This is a genomic window from Pannonibacter sp. CBAS1226 (assembly GCF_055685825.1).
The window spans coordinates 184,760-202,938 of the sequence record NZ_JBVOUO010000009.1 but is presented as its reverse complement, the minus strand read 5'-3'; the positions used below and the strand labels follow the sequence as shown (position 1 = coordinate 202,938).

The window sequence follows — 18,179 nt, the reverse complement described above, 5'->3', positions numbered from 1 at the left end:
GGATGAGGGGCGCTGGAGCAGAGTGATGAAGCACGAACAGCCGCCCACGGCGTCCGGAGGGGCCACTCCGCCCCCCGGTGAAGGGCTGCCTGCCGTTCCGCCTGCTCCTGTTCCCGCAGGGGGGGCTGTGTGGCGCCGCTCTGCCGGCCTGTCCGGCAAACTGCTGCTTTTGACAGTGCTTTTCGTCATGCTGTCGGAAGTCTTCGTCTATGTGCCGTCAGTCGCCAATTTCCGCAGCACATGGCTGAAGGACAAGCTCACCACCGCTGGTGTGGCCGCCGCCGTCCTGTCCGAAACCAACACCATCGCCCCGCGCCTGCAGGAAGAGCTGATGCGGGTAACGGGGGCCGTCGCCATCTCTCTCACCCACAAGGGCCGCCGCAGCCTGATCGCCATGAGCGGCCTGCCGGAGGAGATCCGCTATGTCATCGACATGGAGGAAGAGACGCCCTGGAGTGCCATCCGCGACAGTGTCGAGGTGCTGTTTTCCGATGGCTCCGGCCTGATGCGCGTCAGCCAGCCGCTGCCGATGGGCTCCAGCGCCGGGGATGACGTGCAGAAGGTGGATATCGTGCTTCCGGTCGCCATGCTGCGCAAGGACATGCTGGCCTTCTCGGGCCGCATTCTCGGGCTGACGCTGATCATCTCGGTGATCACGGCCAGCCTCGTCTATCTGGCGCTGCGCTGGATGTTCGTGCGCCCGCTGCAGCGCCTGTCGGCGTCCATGGCCCGCTTTGCCGAAGATCCCGAGGATACGGCGCGCATCATTGTGCCGGGCGGACGTGACGACGAGATCGGCGATGCGGAAAAGCGGCTGGCTGACATGCAGCGGGGCCTTTCCCGCGCCCTGCACCAGAAGCAGAGGCTCGCCGACCTGGGCCTTGCCGTCTCCAAGATCAACCATGACCTGCGCAACCTTCTGGCCTCGGCGCAGCTGTTCATGGAGCGTATCGAGCATGTGCCCGATCCGACCGTGAAGCGGCTGGTGCCGAAGATCCTGGCGACGCTCGACCGTGCGGTGGGCTACACCCAGGCCGTGATGGCCTATGGCAAGGCGCGGGAAGAGCCGCCGCGCCGCCGCCTGATCCGCCTCGAGCGGGTGGTGAGCGACGTGGCCGAACTGCTGGCGCTTGCCGAGCATCCGGGCATCGAATTCGAGAGCCGCGTGGCCGAAGGCTTCGAGCTGGAGGCAGATCCGGAGCAGCTGTTCCGGGTGCTGGTGAACCTCTGCCGCAATGCCGTTCAGGCGATGGAAGCCGGTGCGGACGCCGCCCATGTCTGCCGTCTGACCATTGAAGCGGCGCTGATTGAAGGCGAATGCCTCATCCGCGTCAGGGATACCGGACCGGGCATTCCCCCTGCCGTGCGTGCGGGCCTGTTCCGGGCCTTCCAGAGCGGGGCAAAGAACGGCGGCACCGGCCTTGGCCTTGCCATCGCCCTTGAAATCGTCCGCGCCCACGGCGGCCGCCTCGTGCTGGAAGACACCGGGCCCGGCACCACATTCTGCATCCAGCTGCCGCAGCGCGCCGCGCCAGAGGCGTGAGCCGCTGCCGGTGAGCCTGACAGACCGGGAGCTTCTCAAGCCCGTGCGGCGCCTGAGTCTTCTCAGGGCGTGATGCGTCAGCATCAAAAGCCTTGGTATGAGACGCGGCGTGCAGTGGAACGGTGTTTTCGCCGTCCTCCTTATCCGGCAGAGCCTTGGCTGGCGGGCACAGGGGCTCCTCCCGCCCACAGTTCAAATCAGTTCTGAAGGCGTTTGATGCGGCGTGGGGGCGGGGCCCTTTGCCGGATATGTTATCCACCGCCGTGCACAGGCTTTCTGCAAAGTTTTCGCCGCAGGAGTCTGCGGTTTTTCAGCGCCGGATAAAAAAACTCGAAAACGCCCCTTGCAATCCTCTCGGGAGGCCGGTAGATACCCCCTCGTTCGCAGCCGCCGCGGCAACGCGGTGAACGAACAGCTGTTTGGTTTCCTTGCAGGTATATCCGCAAGTCCAGCAACCAGACACTGCCTCAAACAGGCACTGCGCGCCCGTAGCTCAGCTGGATAGAGCACCAGACTACGAATCTGGGGGTCAGAGGTTCGAATCCTTTCGGGCGCGCCATTTTGCTTTTCTCACAAGAATTCAAGACAGTATCTTGTTTTTGAACGCTTATTTGAGTTCGAAAACGCTGTTTTGTCGAAATACTCTTTCTAGCCCAATGGGGTTCTTTTTTCACATCCAACAAGAGATCGTATTTTTTAAACCCCTGAGTAGCCGTGCGTTTCAAGGCAATGCGGCGGAGTTCGAACTTTTTTTGACAATGTAATCTGGGGGCGCTGCCCCCAACGCCGCTACAAGCAAAATAGACGGCTCCCTGGCTCCGTCGCTTTGCTCCGTGCGCCCGCCGTCGATTTAGCTGTCCGGCTTTGCCCCCGTGTTCGCCACAGGACACAGGGAGGCAAGTCTGCCTCCCTGTGATTTCAATGAGCTGTAAACGAGTCTTAACTGCCGCGGGCGTGATGCTTCAAAGGCGGTTCATCAGAACGTCAGAAAGTGTAGTACATCTGACCTGAAAGTTCCATCTGCCGAGGCGAGTCTTTCTTCATCCAAGGGACGCTACCGCTGCCCGGCGCTTGCGCTCCATCTCTGCGATCGCGGCTTGGATCTCTGGGGAAACCGGGTTGTTTGGCCCCGACGGCGGCAGGTAAGCTAGGTGCCGCCAACGCTCATCGAGGCCAGCAAGTGACACCTCGTCGGTATGTCCGCGCCGGGCTTGTCGGCGGAACAAGCTTTCCAACTCGCTCGATACGGGTTTGCCTTCGCGCATCCGTTTGGCGGTCCAGAGCGTGACGTCGACCAGTTCGAGGCCTGCGCTTTCATCGCCAGGTTTGTATTCAGGCGGAATTTCCGGAAGCATCGAGTAATTAAACTCGGGCATGCCAGGGCCCAGACTCGATTTGTGGCCGCGTAGCTTTTGGTAGAAATCCGCCAATTCCGCCTGAGCCTTGTTAAATTCGGTTTGGCGGTCTACCGTTACCCTATGAACTTTCTGCCCCATAGCGGTTGCCTCCCTTCCGATGCCTTGTAGAACCGACTGGAAGCCGACTAAATTTGGGGATATCTGCAACAAGGTGTCGTAGTTTCCAACGCCGTAGCTGATTGCGTCCGGATGTGCGTCTGCCCAGCGGATGGCTCCGTCTATGATCTCTCGCGAACGAGCATCGGGCAGCCTGTTGATGTTCGCAAGAAGCTGCCTGTGGACGTTCTGAAGCATAGTGGCACAGCGAGCAGGATTTTTCTCGAGTCGGGCCTTCCATGCGGCTTTTGCGATGTCATCATCAAAAAGATGCGCTACTTTGAAAAGCAATGGATAGCGCAACGGCGTCCAATAATGGTTCCATGCGACTGCATCATTCAGGCCAGCATCGAAGACCTGGTCGAAGTAGCTGATGATCGCATGGTCCTTCTTATTCACTGTGAAGACAGAGAATCTTAGATCGTTTTTCTTACTAAATTGTTCGATGCGCCCGGCGATAGTTGTCAACTTTGCGACGCCGAGTTCGTTGGAGTGGATGCGGTTCACACCCAACTCCCTTCTAAGCGCCCGCAGCAAAGGTTCAGCAATGACGTCTAGATTGGCACGTGCTCCGAGGACGCCATAATAGAGAAGGGGCTGGTCAGGGTCGAATAGATGCAACCCGGTATTACCGCTCTCATCGACGAAATAATACATGCCTGCCCTCGATAGCCTGACCAACTCATAGCTATTCGGGAGTCTCGCATTCAGCCGCCCGGCTGCCAAGCCCGTAGTCTGACGATCCGCTCAGGAAACCGCTATTGGTTGGGTACGAAGGTTCGCTTTGGCGGGCACGACTTTCGGCCAAGACCTAAGAGCCGCTTTGGCAGAGCCTCGACATTGAGAACAGAAAATGTCCACCCCCCGTGAAACCATCCTCGCCGATCTTTATATCCATACTGGCTTGCCCAGAACATAAAAACGGCGGCATCCGGCGGGAAAAAGTTCGCACGCCCCGGATGTTGAGAACTATCGAAAAACAAGTGGCACCGGCCGGTGGGCCGATGCCGGATTGTGATTGGGCCTTCGGCCTCACCCTTGCTGGGCGTCGTAGAGCGCAACCGCGTCGGCACCGGCCGGAAACTGTTGGCGGCCTGATGTGTCGTAGACGGCATTCCAGACTGCCCGGGCCACATCCTCTTCCTTGGTCGTCATGGCGGGATAGGCGTAAGCCTCGAAGATGGGTGTTGCAAAACCGGCATAGGCTGGCGGGATCAGATCCTCGATCCGCACATCCGTATTCTGTGCAAAGCGCGTCGTCGGGGCATAACCTGGTTCCACCAGTTTCGCCCGGACATTGAAGCAGCCAAGCTCATGCGCGAGCGATCCGGTGAAGCCCTCGATGGCCTGCTTGCTGGCGGTGTAGGCCGCAGCAAGTGGCATGGCGGCCAGCGTCACGCTCGATGTCACGTTGACGATCACACCGGAGCGGCGTTCGCGCATCTGCGGAATGACCGCCTGGCACATCGCCATCACGCCGAACGTGTTGGTAGCGAAGACCTTGCGGACATGTGCCATGGGCGTCGCCTCGAATGCGCCGGCCACACCGATGCCGGCATTGTTGACCAACACGTCGATAGGGCCGGCGGCGGCGATGGTTTCCGCGATGCTTTCATCGCTTGTCACATCGAGCGGCAGGAGACGCAACAGCGGCGAAGCAGGAAAAAGGCTGGTGTCAGGGCGGCGCATCGTGGCGATGACAGTCCACCCCTTGTCGAGGAAGTGGCGCGCCGTTTCCAGGCCGTAGCCCGAGGATGTACCGGTAATCAGGATCGTTTGCATGGGAACCTCCATTCGTTTCGGATGGTTCCTTGATAACTTTAGTCCGAGAGACGATACATAATCCAAAGTCCATAAATATTGCTCAATCGTCCATACTGAAGCTGCATGCTTTTGGCTTCAGGCGTGATTGCTACTGCCGTTGATCCTGGCGAATTGCCCCGGCGGACAGCCGAGCCGCTTGCGAAAGGCAGTGCTGAAAGCGCTGGCAGATTCATAGCCGATCTCATCGGCAATCCGGTCGAGCGTCTTTGCGCCGCGCAGCAGTGCGTCTTTCGCAAGAGCCATCCGCCAGCGGGCCAGATATTCGATCGGCCCGCAGCCAAGCACGGCGCCAAAGCGCGCAGCAAAGGCTGAACGCGATTGCCCGGCAATGCGGGCAAGACTTGCTACCGTCCAGCCGGCACGCACATCAGCATGCATGACAGCAAGCACGCGCGCCAGCACAGGATCGCGCATGCCATGAAGCAGACCGGCCCGGTTCTCATCCATCGCTGTACCGTGCGAGCGAAGCGCCTCGATGAGAAGAACCTCGAGCATGCGCTGGAGGATCATGTCCTTGCCCGGCTCTTCGCTGCGGCATTCCTCCGCAATGAGATCGATCAGCAGGCCGAGCCGTGCCGATCGGCCTTCGGACGGCGGCACATGGATCATGCGCGGCAGCAGGGCGAGCAGCAGCGGCGCATTCGCCGTCTCGATGCGAAAGGTTCCACCCAGCGCCCTGAAATCCGCTTCGCCTTCCTGTTCGCCGTAGCGGACGGGGGCATCCATCGGGTCACGCAGCGCTCCCTCCATGCCGGGTTGGCTGCTCAGCGTGAAGGCTGGCGTGGTGGGCAGTAGCAAAAAGGCTCCCGTTTCCAGCTTCAGTGGGGGCTCATCCTCGAACGTGACCCAACATTCGCCGTTCAGGACGATCGTGAATCCGGGGGCATCATGTGCGGCGTAACGCACGGCCCAAGCACCCCGGCCGGAGATGGGCTTGGAGATGGCCGTGTTCGGCCGAAGCAAGGCTATCACATCGCTGAGCGGGTCCACTTGGACGGTCCGTAGTTTATACTGGAAGAGAGTTATGGATCGTCCAGGAGATCGAGTCCAGTGCCTGATGGCACGCCCGATCTGACCCTGCGATAGGCGGACATGCTCGTCTCGTAAGAGAAAAAGATTTTACCGCCTTGCCCATTTTCAGCGCCCCTGCTCCGGCCTGTCCCAAAGAGCCAGGTGTCCGGAACGCGAGCGCTGTCCGCAGCCGTTGTCTTGCAGGCCCATGACCCAACCAGCATATGCCCGAGGAAGGCATAGGTGAGGCAGAAGTAGATGAGGACGCCGAGCAGATCCATGATCGAGGTGATCATCGGCGGGCTCAGCGTGGCCGGATCCGTGCCGGTGCGGCATGCGGCAAACGGCAGGAGCGCGCCGATCAACCCGCCCAGCACGGCGCAAGCGGGGGCCATGCGCCAGGCGGGCGCCCGTTCCAGCGCTGGTGTCAGGACCAGCCGGCGCGGCGTGCGAGGGCGGCGCGGCGCAGCAGGCCGCTGTCGGTGTCAACCGCGATGAACAGGGCGCCTGCGGCCCTGGCGTCGCGCAGAAAATCCTGATCAAGTGACAGAATGCCCGCCGGCACACCAAGGCCGCGCAGCACGCCGATCCCGTCAAGGATTGCCTGTCTGACCTCGGGGTGCGAGGGCTGGCCGGGGTGGCCGAAACTGGCCGCAAGATCGGCTGGACCGAAGAACACGCCGTCCACGCCCGGCACCTGTGCGATCTCCCTGAGCTGCGACAGCGCCTCGCGGGTTTCGACCTGGACCAGCAGGCAGATTTCCTCATTGGCGCGTGTGGCATAGTTGGCAACGGCGCCGTAGCGGTTGGCGCGGGTCATGCCGGAGACGCCCCGCACGCCCTTGGGCGGATAGGTCACGGCCGCCACCGCCTGCCGGGCTTCTTCCGCAGACTGGATATAGGGGATCAGCAGGGTCTGCGCCCCGGCATCGAGAAGCTTCTTGATCTCCACCGGATTGTTCCAGCCGGGCCGCACCACCGCGCTGACCGGGTAGGGAGCCACGGTGCGCAGAAAGCTGATCACTTCGTTCGGGCCCGCCGTGGAATGTTCCGTGTCGAACATCATCCAGTCATAGCCGCAACCGGCCAGAAGCTCGGCCACGGCTGGATCTGACAGCGAATTCCAGATGCCGATCTGGGTCCGTCCGGCGCGCAGCGCGGCCTTGAAAGCGTTGGCAGGCAAATTCATGATCATCTCCCGGCACGTTGCAGTGAGCGTGGGGACACAGGCAGGCCGGTCACTCGAACCGGACGCCCAGTGAGCCCAGATGTCCGAAATCGGCGAAGATCACGTCGCCGGAGGAAATATCGACGGGGCGGGTAAAGGATCCTCCCAGCACGATATCGCCCTTCTTCAAGCCGCCGCCGAGCGGGGCCAGCTTGTTGACCAGCCACGCCAGACCGGCGGCCGGGTGCCCCATGACCGCGGCCGAGACGCCTGTCTCTTCGATCACGCCATTCTGTGACAGGGTGGCGCCGATCCAGCGCAGATCGGTGTCGAACGGGCGAATGGTGCGCCCGCCCAGAACGATCGCGCCGAAAGCGGCATTGTCGGCGATGGTGTCGACGATCTGGCGCGGCACTTCGGTGCGGTAGTCGATGATCTCCAGGGCAGGCTGAACGAATTCCGTTGCCCGGAGCACGTCATGCACCTGGCACCCGGCCCCACGCAGATCCTCGCCCATGATGAAGGCCAGTTCGACCTCGAGCCGTGGCTTGATGAACGTGCCGGCCTTGATCCGCGCGCCGTCATAGAACAGCGCGTCGTCCAGGATCACGCCGTAGTCCGGTTCGGTCATCCTGGAGGCCTGCTGCATGGCGCGGCTGGTGAGGCCGATCTTGCGTCCGGCAATCTTCGCCCCGCCTGCAATGCGCGCCTCCGCCCAGCGGCGCTGGACGTCATAGGCGTCCTCGAGCGTCATGCCGGGCCATGTCTTCGATGGCTGCGGACAGACCTGGCGGGTCCGTTCTGCCTGCAGGATCGCGTCGGCGGCATCCTGGCGCTGCTGTTCAGTCAACATCATCGGCTCACTTGATTGGGGGGATGGGGAGTTTCGAGACGCCCGGCTCGAGCGTCAGCGTGTGTTCGAGCGTGTACCATTCGCCCACCTCACCATCCTCGGGATGCGGGCCGGTGTGCTTTTCGAGCTTGCCAATCAGCGCCGCCGTTACCCCGAACTGGACATCCGAGGTCAGATAGCTGGTCTCATCGACATAGGTCTGGTTGATCAATGTCTTGAACCCTTCCTTGTGGGCCAGGACATGCACATGCGCCGGGCGGTAGGGATGGCGGTTCTGTGCAGCCAGCAGCATGCCGACCGTCGTCCCGGTCGGGATCGGATAGCCGATGGGCTTGACCGACCGGAACCGCACGGTTCCGTCCGCCCCGGTGATGAACTTGCCGCGCAGATTGAAGTCGGCCTGGCTCTCGTCCTGGTTCTCGTAAAGGCCCACGGGCGAGGCATGCCATATGTCCACCTCCAGCCCTTCGACAGGAGAGCCGTTCTGGTCCAGGAAGGTGAACGTGCCATAGAGCCGGGGGCCGGGGGTTTCGGACCGGAGGATCGAGCCGCCATTTTCCGTGACCGGATGGTTCATGCGCCAGAACGGGCCCAACAGGGACTGTGTGGTTTCCGTCGTGCCATTGTCCCCGTTGTTGAGCAGGCAGACCAGGGACGACACGCCGAGCGACCCGGCCATGAGCACGAATTCATTGTGCTTGTCGTTGCTCTGCTGACCCATCGTGTTGAGGATCCGGGTCGCCTGCTGGAACTCGGTTTCGGTCAGGCGGACGTCGCGGATGAAGCCGTGCAGATGCTTGATCAGGCTCACCATGATCTCGCGCAGGCGCGGATCGCTGGTCTGTTCCATGACCTTCAGGACGGCGGGCGTCACGTCCTGCTGATTGTGGATGATGGTCATCCGGAGCCCTCCTTCTTGATGGCTGTGCGGTTTCGCGGGTCAGCGCCGGGACTGGCGCGCCGCTGTCACTGCGGCTGGCTGGACGTGAGTTGGCAGACCCGGCGCACACCGGCGGCGTAGCCTTCAAGGCCGAGGCCTGCGATCACCCCATCGGCGCGAAGCGATACATAGGAGTGGTGCCGGAAGGCCTCGCGCTTGTGCACCTGGCTGATGTGGACCTCGATCACTGGCGGCTCGTAGGTGTTGAGCGCATCCAGAATCGCGATCGAGGTATGCGTGAACGCAGCAGGATTGAAGACCAGCCCGCAGGTTGTCTCGCGGGCTTCGTGAATCCAGTCGATCAGCTGGCCCTCGTGGTTGGACTGAAGCAGGCGGATGCGAAACCCGTCCGCACAGGCGGCATTGCACAGGCGTTCGACATCAGCGAGCGTTTCGCGCCCGTAGATCTCGGGCTGGCGCTTGCCGAGAAGGTTCAGATTGGGACCGTTAAGGACAAGGATGGTCTTCATGCTGTCTCCGGTGCGAAGAGGGCAGAGGCCGCGGAAAAGATGGCGCGGGCGCGCTCAAGCGGCGGGCGTGCATCGCTGGCAGAAGGAATTTCGACGGAGACGGCCGCCGCGGCCGGCAGCGCCCGTACGAACCCGGCAAGATCCAGCCCGCCCTCGCCGGGGAGAAGGCGTCCGCCGCGTGCTTCAGCCAGAAGCGCGCTGTTGCCGGACGGGGCGGTGGCAGGCGCGTCGCAGAGCTGCGCGGAAACAACCATGCCTGCCGGCATGGCGGTTATGTCCGTGGGGACGCCGCCGCAGCGCGAATGGTGCAGCGCATCGGCCAGATAGGCCGCACCGGTGGCGCCTGAGGCCGCAATCAGATCAAGACAGGCGCGCGGCGTGTTGATCCCGCGCCATGCCATGCATTCAAGGTCTAGACCCAGCCCGCGTGCGGTGGCCAGGGCGCTTATCCTTGCAAAGGTCTCCGCAAGTGCGGGAAAGACATCCGCGCAAACATTGACGCGCTTGGCTCCGAGAGCTTTGGCCGCCTCCATCGCCGGAATCAGGCTCTCCGGCTCAAGCGTCTCGTCGATGACGACCGTCTCGATGTCGTAGAGGCCGATGCCCTCGCCATCCATGACGCGCGCCAGTTCGCGCAGACCGGGCGCATCGGGCAGCCAGTTCAGCGCTCCGGGAGTGACCGGGTGGAAACGCAGGCCGACGAAACCGAAACCGGACCGCCGTGCCAGCCGGACCAGTTCGGCTGGCGGCAGGTCGAGAAAGGTGAAATGTCCCAGACCGATCGGGCGGGTCACAGCGGAACCGCCGGCAGTTCATCGGAGATAAGGCGCCGCAGGTTGTTGGTTGAGCGCTCGATGTGCCTGATCAGCAAGGCGGCGGCATCGTCCGCGCGACGTTCGACGGCAGCCTCCGCAATGGCGGTGTGTTCATCGATCACGTCGCGCTGAACCGCAACCGCCTTCAGATAGATGTGCCTGTAACGGTCATTCATGCTGACAAGCGACTTGTACATCTTGATTAGCAGCGGCATGCCGCAGCACTCGATCAACGTCAGGTGAAAGGCGTTGTTTGCAGCCTCCCAATTGGCAAGGCTGCCCGGGTCGCCGGGGATCCGGCTGGTCTTGTTCAGGCGGTACAGGGCGCCCATGACGGCGGCCTCCCAGTCGAGACCGCCCTTTTCGATGGATTTTCGCAGGGCGTAAGGCTCAAGTTCGAGCCGCAAGGCGCAGACCTCGTCGAGATTGGCGACCGAGATCGGCGTGACGGTATAGCCGCGCTGCGCCTCGGCTTCGATCAGCCCTTCCGTGACCAGCCGGGTGACGGCCTCGCGCAGGGGGGACAATCCAACACCCATCGCAATCCGGAGCTTGTCGAGATTCAATTTGGCGCCCGGAGCCAGAATGCCATGCAGGATGTCGTGGCGCAGCTGCGCCTCGATCTGCCCCGCGATGGTGGGCTTACCCGTTGATTTTACGTTGAAATCCAAGACTGACATGGGTGCGGTCCTCATCAACGCGACGATATCGCGGCCGGAAAAGGCTGTAAAGAGAAAAACCATAATCGGTCAGAAAATCGATTTTAATTGATTGTATCGATCTGGAGTGATACGAAACCCTTCATGGGTTCGTCCGCTTAAGGAGTGAGAGCGGGGCCGTTGACCCGAGGGAGGACCAGAATGTTTTTTGCCATCACGCGCCGCGCCCTTCTTGCGGCCGCCACGGTGCTCGCAGTCAGTGCCACCGGTGCATTCGCCCAGGACAAAATCCGGCTTCGGCTTTCCGCTGTGAACTCGGAGACTGACCAGCGCGCTGTCGCGATGATCAATGTCTTCGGTCCGGCCGTTGCCGGATTTGCGGCCTTCGAGCCGCACTGGAACGGCACCTTGTTCGCGCAAGGGACGGAACTCGAGGCGATCGCCGTCGGCGATCTCGAAATGTCGATCACCTCTGCACAGGAGCTGGCGGCGTTCTTCCCCGAATGGTCGATCTTCGCGGCCGGGTATGTGCTGCAGAGTGCTGAACATCAGGTCCGGGTCTTCAACGATCCGCTGATGGATCCTTTCAAGCAGAAGGTCGAGAGCGAGCTTGGCATCCGGTTGCTGGCGCCGATGTATCTCGGGCGCCGCCAGGTGAACCTGCGCCAGCCCCGTTCGGAAATTGATGTGAAGACCCCCGCCGAACTGGCCGGCGTCAACCTGCGGATGCCGGGCTCTGATGCATGGCAGTTCCTTGGCCGCGCGCTTGGCGTAAACCCGGTCCCGATGGCCTTCACCGAGGTCTATACCGCGCTGCAGACCGGCGCCGTTGACGGCCAGGACAACCCGCTGCCAACCGTGGTCGACGCCAAGTTCTACGAGGTCACCAGGCAGATCGTTCTGACATCCCACCTGGTGGACTGGAACTTCATTGCCATCTCGGCGGAAGTTTACAACGCAATGACCGCGGAACAGCAGGCAGCGGTTACCGCGGCTGCCGTTGCCGCTGCCGACAGTGGCCGGGCTGCGCAGCTTGCCAAGGAAGAAGAGCTGGTGACCTTCCTCAAGGACAAGGGGATGGATATCTACGAGCCCGATGTCGCCGCATTCCGCAGCGCGGTGCAATTGGCCTATCTGAGCAGTGTCTTTGCCGCCAACTGGCCGGAAGGCGTCCTGGACGCTGTCAACGCTCTCGGCAACTGAGCCGCCTGAAACCGGCGCAACGCATCCTGCGCTGCGCCGGTGGTTCCGGAACCGGAGCAACCCGCGCGCGTCACGCTGACCGCCGCGTGATGCCGGCTCAGAAGAGCAAGGTTTGACTCATTCAGCGTTGCTCATGCCCGTGCGGCGCATGAGCGGTTTCAAGGCTGATGCGGCAGCATCTCATGGCCTTGGTAGCAGGAGGGGGCGCAATGAAGGCTGTGATCAGCACACTCCGTAACATAGCCGAAGGAGTTTCCGCGCTGATGATGGCCGCCATTTTCGGCACGTTCATCTTGCAGATTTTCGTGCGCTACGCGGTTGGCTCGCAATGGTTCGTCTCGACCTTTGGCAATGCCATTGATGCTTCTTCCTTCGGCTGGACCGTCGAGTTCATCCTCGTGCTCTGGCTCTGGACGATCTTCTGGGGGATCGCCTTCGTCGTCCGGGATAGTGACCACGTCACTTTCGACATCATCTACAACATGGCGGGCCGGAAAACCCGCACGGTTCTGGCGGTCACCGGCGCGCTGATCATCGCCGCAGCTCTCTGGTCATCGATCGGGCCAACCTATGACAGGATGAAGCTGTTGCGGCTGAAATCCTCGGCGACCCTGCCGGTGAAGATGCTGCCTGTGTACTCGATCTACTTCGTCTTCCTCGCGGCTGTTGGTCTGCGCTATGTCCTGCGCGCCTGGGACTGCCTCCGCCCCGGCGCTGATCGTGAGCTTCACATGCCTCCCTATGAAGAGCCGGTTCGCGCGGAGAAGGAACAATGAGTTTCGATCTCTTGATCATGGTGGGTGCCCTCTTTCTCCTGTCCGGGATCGGCATCCCGATCGCCTATGCGATCATCGTGGCCTCGATGGCCTACATGCTGGCGGCGGGAGCTTCCATCGGCATCGTCGGCAAGACACTGACGGACGGCATCTACCAGAGCTTCCTGCTGCTCGCCGTGCCGCTCTTCATTGTCGCCGCGAACATCATGAATGCGGGGACGATTTCGGACCGGCTGCTGAACTTCTGCATCGCCACCGTCGGCCGCTTCAAGGGAGGGCTGGGCCATGTCAACGTCATGGCGTCGCTCATATTCTCCGGAATGTCCGGATCGGCGGTGGCCGATGCGGCAGGCATCGGCAAGATCATCATCGGCATGATGCGCAAGGATGGCCGCTTTCCTGCAGGCTATGCCGCAGCCATCACAGCCGCCTCGGCCACAATCGGCCCGATCATTCCGCCCTCCATCCCGATGGTGCTGTACGCTCTGGTCTCGAATGCTTCCGTCGGAGCGTTGTTTCTCGGCGGCATTCTGCCCGGATTGCTCATGGGCGCCGTGCTGATGGCGATGAATTCCTGGATCTCGCACCGCCGTGGTTTCGCCACCGAGGCACCGGTGCCGTTCCGTGATCTGCCAAGAGTGACGGGCCGGGCCTTTCCCGCCTTGCTGATGCCGGCGATCCTCCTTTACGGGATCTATGGCGGTGTCACGACACCAACCGAGGCCGCAGCCGTTGCCGCCGCCTACGCGCTGCTGCTGTCGGCCGTCTTCTACCGCTCGCTGCGGATGAAGACGCTGTACATGATCCTGGTGGAAAGTGCGCGGTCGTCGGCGGCTGTCGGTATCGTCATCGGCGGCGCCTTGATCCTGAACTATATCGTCGCATCGGAGAACATTCCCGCAGCGCTGGCCGCCCACCTCGTGGACGTCGACGTCTCACCCTTGACATTCCTGCTGGCGGTGAGCGCGCTGGTGCTCGTGCTGGGCTGTCTGCTGGACGCCACCACGATCATCCTGGTTATCGTTCCCCTGTTCATTCCGGCCTGCAACCTTCTGGGGATCGATCTGGTGCATTTCGGGGTCGTGATCGTCGTGAACTGCATGATCGGCCTGATCACACCGCCTTATGGGATCCTGCTGTTTGTCATCAATGCGGTCACGGGCATTCCGCTGCGCGACATCATTCGTGACGTGGTGCCGTTTCTGGTGGTTCTCCTCGCCGCGCTTCTGGCGATGATACTGATCCCCGACATCGTTCTCTTCCTGCCGCGCCTGACGGGTTACGAGGGCTAGAATGTGTCAGGTATAAGCCGGTGCGGCGCCTGAGCAATTTCAAGGCGTGATGCGTCAGCATCTCAGCGTCTTGGTATTAGCCCCCCGCAATTGCGGGAGAACAAAGAGATAGAGCACTTCCGGCGGCGCAGCTTTTAACGAAACTGCTCCAGGATTATGGCGAAACAAAAAGGTGAAACGTGATCTCGGGCAATACCAAACTGATCGTCCATCTCGGATACCCGACCGGTTCCTTCCGGGCTCCCATGATCTACAACCCGTTTTTCGAGCAGCATGGCATTGATGCCGTCGTGGTTCCGATGGGCTGCAAGGCGGAGGACTACACCGAATTCCTGAGGCTTGTCTTCCGCCTGTCGAACATTCACGGGGCTCTGGTGACCATGCCCCACAAGGTCACGACGATGGCGCTGCTTGACGAGGCGTCAACGACGGCACAGGTCGCCGGGGCGTGCAATGCGATCCGGCTGGATCCCGATGGCAGGCTGGTGGGCGACATGTTCGACGGGGAAGGCTTTGTCCGGGGTGTGCTGCGCAAAGGCCGGGAGCTTTCGGGCAAAGCGGCCCTGGTCGTGGGCTCGGGCGGCGTTGGATCGGCGATCGCGGCATCCCTGGCCAAGGCGGGTGTTGCCCAGCTGTCCCTGTTCGACGGTTTTGAGCCGTCGATGCTGGGGCTGGCGGCGCGTCTGCGGCAGGCCTATCCCGGCCTTGCTGTCAACACCGGCTCGAACGATCCGGCCGGATACGATCTGGTGGTCAATGCGACGCCGCTCGGCATGAAAGAGGGAGATCCGCTGCCGGTGGATGTGTCTCGCATCGACCCGTCGGCCTTTGTCGGCGAGGTGGTGATGAAAACCGAGATCACCCCGTTCCTTGCCGCGGCCCGCGAGCGCGGCTGCCAGTTTCAGGTTGGCACGGACATGCTTTTCGAGCAGATCCCCGCCTATCTTGAGTTCTTCGGCTTTCGTTCTGCAACGGCGGACGAACTGCGCGCCGTCGCCAGGATCGCCTATTGAGCGCCGCATCGGGCGCTCATTCGCAGGTGCCGGGCGGGATCATCAGTCGCTTAAAGCCTCCACCCGCCATCTTGCTGCGGTGACTGATGGCTCGAGGCTGAGACGGCCGACGATCTGTTCGACGGCCTTGTCCGTCCGGCTGTCGGCGTGGACGGTTGCTTCGATCTCGACCCGGTCACTGTCTTCGATGTTGCTGCTGTCCAGCTGGCGCAGATGCATGGCGCTGGCCGCAAGCCCCTGCAGCAACAAGGCCCGGACATGGGCCTCCTGATCTCCGCGGCAGACAATGCTGATCCTGTAGCCGAAGTCCAGTTCCGTCGAAGACAGGGGCTGCCGGTTGATGCGGAAGACCAGCGGCCGCAGGAGCAGGTTGACGGTGATGACCAGCCCGGTGACGACGGCGGCATAGGCGAGGGCACCGGCTCCGGCGAGAACCCCGACGGAGGCCGAGCACCACAAGGTGGCGGCCGTGTTCAGCCCGCGCACGTTAAGGCCCTCTCTGAAGATGATGCCCGCGCCGAGGAAGCCGATTCCGGAGACGACCTGGGCGGCAACCCGTGTGGGGCTGGCATCGCCGGGAACAACCGTCGAGAAGACGACGAAACTCGCCGCCCCAAGCGCAACAAGGGTGTTGGTCCGCAGCCCGGCAAGCCGCTGGCGCCATTGCCGTTCAAAACCGATGGCAGCTCCCAGCAGCATGGCCGCGGTCAGGTGGAGAGCTGCGGCTTCGATCGCCATCGTCATGTAATTTGTCTCCCTTGTTCTTGTTCCGGTTGCGCCGCCGTCCCACGCGCAGCAGGAGGATGGCGGCGCGCTGCGCCTTGCCGGCAAGACTGAAACCTGTCCTGACCCCGGCGGGCGAAACCAGTCCGGCACGATAAAGACGCATTGTGACAGTCAGTGCTGCGCCTGCGAGCTGAAGCAGGCGGCGGATCGCGAGATAACGGGTTTCTTCACATAAAGCTCTCAGCCACGGGCGCTGGTTCTCTCTGGTCATCTCCGGGCCTCCTTCGGCTCATGAACCTGCAGCCGGGCAGCGCCCGCGCTCCGGCCTGTCCCAAGGAGCCAGGTGTCCGGAACGCGAGCGCTGTCCGCAGCCGCTGTCTTGCGGGCCCATCAGCCGGCCAACAGATGCCCGAGGAAGGCATAGGCGAGGCCGAAGTAGATGAAGACGCCGAGCAGATCCATGATCGAGGTGATCATCGGCGAGCTCAGCGTGGCCGGATCCGTGCCGATGCGGCGTGCGGCAAACGGCAGGAGCGCGCCGATCAGCCCGCCCAGCACGGTGCAGGCGGCCATGGACAGGCCAACCACCAGCAGCACATCACCTCCCACGCCCTTGCTGAAATAGGCCAGCACGGCCTCAAGCAGGGCAATGATAACGCCGAGCGTCAGCGCCACGGGGATTTCGCGCTTGATCACGAACCAGATGTCCCGCCAGCGCAGCTTGAGGTCGCCAAGCGCCATGGCGCGGATGACCAGCGTTGCGGACTGGCTGCCCGTATTGCCGCCCATGTCGACGATTGGAGCAATGAAGGCTGCCAGAACGATGGCCTGGCTCAGGATCTCCTCCTGAGCGGCGACGAAGGTGCTGGTGATCACGCCAAAGACAGTCAGCATGATCAGCCAGAAAGAGCGGACCTTGAACATCTCCAGAAAGCTGGAGGCCCTGAGATCGAGGTCAGGACCGCCGCCGGGAGCGACGTTGCCGCCGAACTGCAGCACCCGGCGCCCGCGCTGGGCCTCGGCGGCATCCATGGCGTCATCGACGGTGACAATGCCGGCGAGCGCATCGCCGCCATTGACAATGGGCAGCGCCAGCAGGTCGTAATCGGCAATCTTCTGCACCACGCTGTCGCGCTTGTCCTGCACATGGGCGAAGATCACCCCCTTGCGCATGATGCCGGACACCTGCACCTCGTCGCGGGCGAGGAGCAGATCGCGCAGGGACACGACACCGGTCAGCTGGCGCTGGTCATCGACCACATAGGCCTCGTAGATTGTCTCCCGGTCGGGCGCCTCCTGCCGCAGCCGGTCGATGGCCTCGCGGACGGTGAGATCCGGCGTCAGCGTTGCATAGTCGGAGGTCATGATCGAGCCGGCCGTGCCTTCGGGATAGGAGGCCAGCTTGCGGATATCCTCGCGCTCGGCATGGGCGATCCCGGGCAGCAGCGCCTGCTGCTGATCTGGCGTCAGCCGGTTGAAAAGGTCGGCGCGCTCGTCATGCGACATGGCCGTGACAAGCCGGGCCAGACCGGACCGGCTCAGCTGACCGGCAACCGCCACCTGGATGGCGGGCTCGAAATAGCCGAAAACCTCCGCCTCGCGCCGTTCGGGCAGAAGCAGCAGGATCTGCGTGATCTCCTCCGGGGCGAGGCTTGCGGTCACGGCGGCGATATCTGCCGGATGCCGGTCGGCAAGCGCGGCCTTGATGGAGCCGGTGTCCTTGCGGTCAAGGAAGCTGCGGAAGGCAGCGGCAGTGATGAGGGTGGTCATGGTCATTACTCCGTCGATGGTCAGGCGGCCACCGGCGGAGGACCCGCCATCAACGAGGTGGCAGGATCAGACGCCGGCGGGCAGTTGGAATGGGCTTGAGGGGCATGGCCACGGGGCACGAATGCCGCGCGGCCCAACGTCTAGGTCGGTCGTCCATGGGAGTGCTCCGGTCTGGGTTCAGGCTGCCCGCAGGCAGCCGGTAAGGCGAGGCTGGCGCAGTGCAAGCGGCAATCGTGCAGATTGCATGCTTGCGCCGTCGTCTGCCGCCGGGTCCTCGGTGGTCCAGCGGCAGCAGAGCTTGCCGTTTGAATGGGGGACAGACCAGCGGCAGATCAGCTGGCGGCCGGAGACAGGCCGTGCACCTTGCCGCACGTCAGGCCGGAAATGGCTGGCCTGTGCCTTTGCTGCTGGGAAAATCGCACGCTCCGGCGGAAGCCGGCCAGCCTGCGGAAACAAGATGAGCTTGTTCATGTTCACCTCCTGCGACCCCTCACGGCGGGGGAAGAGGTGAACGGGGCCGCCCTCAGGCGTGGACGCCGCCGGTCACCCGGCCCTTGCCGGGAGCGATCTGTTCTGTCTGGAGTGGCGCCCGCTTCAGGACG

The 18,179-nt window shown here is 62.6% G+C and carries 18 protein-coding genes and 1 tRNA gene; 6 read left to right on the top strand and 13 right to left on the bottom strand.

From position 1 onward, the window contains the following. The first annotated feature begins 25 nt into the window (after positions 1–25). Both AC0CMF_RS21505 and AC0CMF_RS21500 read left to right on the top strand, forming a co-directional pair. On the top strand, positions 26–1,543 hold the full coding sequence (locus AC0CMF_RS21505) for a sensor histidine kinase (protein ID WP_374630763.1): 1,518 nt from the start codon (positions 26–28) through the stop codon (positions 1,541–1,543). 482 nt (positions 1,544–2,025) lie between these two features. Continuing rightward, a tRNA-Arg gene (locus AC0CMF_RS21500) sits at positions 2,026–2,102 on the top strand. Between the two features lie 481 nt (positions 2,103–2,583). Here AC0CMF_RS21500 and AC0CMF_RS21495 read toward each other — a convergent pair. From AC0CMF_RS21495 to AC0CMF_RS21450, 10 genes are all read right to left on the bottom strand, one after another. Further along, positions 2,584–3,714, bottom strand: a complete 1,131-nt coding sequence (locus tag AC0CMF_RS21495) for a DUF3800 domain-containing protein (protein ID WP_374630765.1) — start codon at positions 3,712–3,714, stop codon at positions 2,584–2,586. 375 nt (positions 3,715–4,089) lie between these two features. Continuing rightward, positions 4,090–4,839, bottom strand: a complete 750-nt coding sequence (locus tag AC0CMF_RS21490; protein WP_374630767.1) for an SDR family oxidoreductase — start codon at positions 4,837–4,839, stop codon at positions 4,090–4,092. A 117-nt stretch (positions 4,840–4,956) separates the two neighbouring features. After that, positions 4,957–5,871 carry an AraC family transcriptional regulator gene (locus AC0CMF_RS21485; protein WP_374630769.1) on the bottom strand — a complete coding sequence of 305 codons (915 nt, stop codon included), beginning with the start codon at positions 5,869–5,871 and terminating at the stop codon, positions 4,957–4,959. A gap of 32 nt (positions 5,872–5,903) precedes the next feature. Continuing rightward, complete coding sequence (locus AC0CMF_RS21480) at positions 5,904–6,257, bottom strand: magnesium transporter (protein WP_374630771.1); 354 nt, start codon at positions 6,255–6,257, stop codon at positions 5,904–5,906. 62 nt (positions 6,258–6,319) lie between these two features. Next, entirely contained in the window at positions 6,320–7,081 is a 762-nt protein-coding gene (locus AC0CMF_RS21475; protein ID WP_374630773.1) for an HpcH/HpaI aldolase family protein, read from the bottom strand. Between the two features lie 49 nt (positions 7,082–7,130). Further along, positions 7,131–7,913, bottom strand: a complete 783-nt coding sequence (locus AC0CMF_RS21470; RefSeq protein ID WP_058900524.1) for a fumarylacetoacetate hydrolase family protein — start codon at positions 7,911–7,913, stop codon at positions 7,131–7,133. A 7-nt stretch (positions 7,914–7,920) separates the two neighbouring features. Then, entirely contained in the window at positions 7,921–8,814 is an 894-nt protein-coding gene (locus AC0CMF_RS21465) for a dioxygenase family protein (RefSeq protein ID WP_374630775.1), read from the bottom strand. 65 nt (positions 8,815–8,879) lie between these two features. After that, on the bottom strand, positions 8,880–9,323 hold the full coding sequence (aroQ, locus tag AC0CMF_RS21460; RefSeq protein ID WP_374630777.1) for a type II 3-dehydroquinate dehydratase: 444 nt from the start codon (positions 9,321–9,323) through the stop codon (positions 8,880–8,882). After that, on the bottom strand, positions 9,320–10,117 hold the full coding sequence (locus tag AC0CMF_RS21455) for a sugar phosphate isomerase/epimerase family protein (RefSeq protein ID WP_374630778.1): 798 nt from the start codon (positions 10,115–10,117) through the stop codon (positions 9,320–9,322). The genes aroQ and AC0CMF_RS21455 overlap by 4 nt, the downstream gene beginning before the upstream one ends. Beyond that, positions 10,114–10,818, bottom strand: a complete 705-nt coding sequence (locus AC0CMF_RS21450; protein ID WP_050472175.1) for a GntR family transcriptional regulator — start codon at positions 10,816–10,818, stop codon at positions 10,114–10,116. The genes AC0CMF_RS21455 and AC0CMF_RS21450 overlap by 4 nt, the downstream gene beginning before the upstream one ends. 180 nt (positions 10,819–10,998) lie before the next feature. Here AC0CMF_RS21450 and dctP point away from each other — a divergent pair, with 180 nt between their 5' ends. From dctP to AC0CMF_RS21430, 4 genes are all read left to right on the top strand, one after another. Further along, a complete protein-coding gene (dctP, locus tag AC0CMF_RS21445) occupies positions 10,999–12,000 on the top strand; it encodes a TRAP transporter substrate-binding protein DctP (protein ID WP_050472174.1) in 1,002 nt (333 codons plus the stop codon). A 209-nt stretch (positions 12,001–12,209) separates the two neighbouring features. Further along, on the top strand, positions 12,210–12,776 hold the full coding sequence (locus AC0CMF_RS21440) for a TRAP transporter small permease (RefSeq protein WP_374630780.1): 567 nt from the start codon (positions 12,210–12,212) through the stop codon (positions 12,774–12,776). Next, on the top strand, positions 12,773–14,068 hold the full coding sequence (locus AC0CMF_RS21435) for a TRAP transporter large permease (RefSeq protein WP_374630782.1): 1,296 nt from the start codon (positions 12,773–12,775) through the stop codon (positions 14,066–14,068). Before AC0CMF_RS21440 ends, AC0CMF_RS21435 begins: the two co-directional genes overlap by 4 nt. Before the next feature lie 179 nt (positions 14,069–14,247). Beyond that, on the top strand, positions 14,248–15,081 hold the full coding sequence (locus tag AC0CMF_RS21430) for a shikimate dehydrogenase family protein (RefSeq protein WP_374630784.1): 834 nt from the start codon (positions 14,248–14,250) through the stop codon (positions 15,079–15,081). Between the two features lie 42 nt (positions 15,082–15,123). Here AC0CMF_RS21430 and AC0CMF_RS21425 read toward each other — a convergent pair whose 3' ends face one another. The 3 genes from AC0CMF_RS21425 to mgtE all read right to left on the bottom strand — a co-directional run bounded on the left by AC0CMF_RS21425 (position 15,124) and on the right by mgtE (position 17,577). After that, positions 15,124–15,825, bottom strand: a complete 702-nt coding sequence (locus AC0CMF_RS21425) for an MgtC/SapB family protein (protein WP_058897982.1) — start codon at positions 15,823–15,825, stop codon at positions 15,124–15,126. After that, positions 15,752–16,078: a hypothetical protein gene (locus AC0CMF_RS21420; RefSeq protein ID WP_374630787.1), complete on the bottom strand. Its 327-nt coding sequence runs from the start codon at positions 16,076–16,078 to the stop codon at positions 15,752–15,754. Before AC0CMF_RS21420 ends, AC0CMF_RS21425 begins: the two co-directional genes overlap by 74 nt. A 119-nt stretch (positions 16,079–16,197) precedes the next feature. Beyond that, the gene (gene mgtE / locus AC0CMF_RS21415) at positions 16,198–17,577 is read right to left on the bottom strand and encodes a magnesium transporter (protein ID WP_374630789.1); all 1,380 of its coding nucleotides are present in this window, start codon (positions 17,575–17,577) and stop codon (positions 16,198–16,200) included. Between the last annotated feature and the right edge of the window lie 602 nt (positions 17,578–18,179).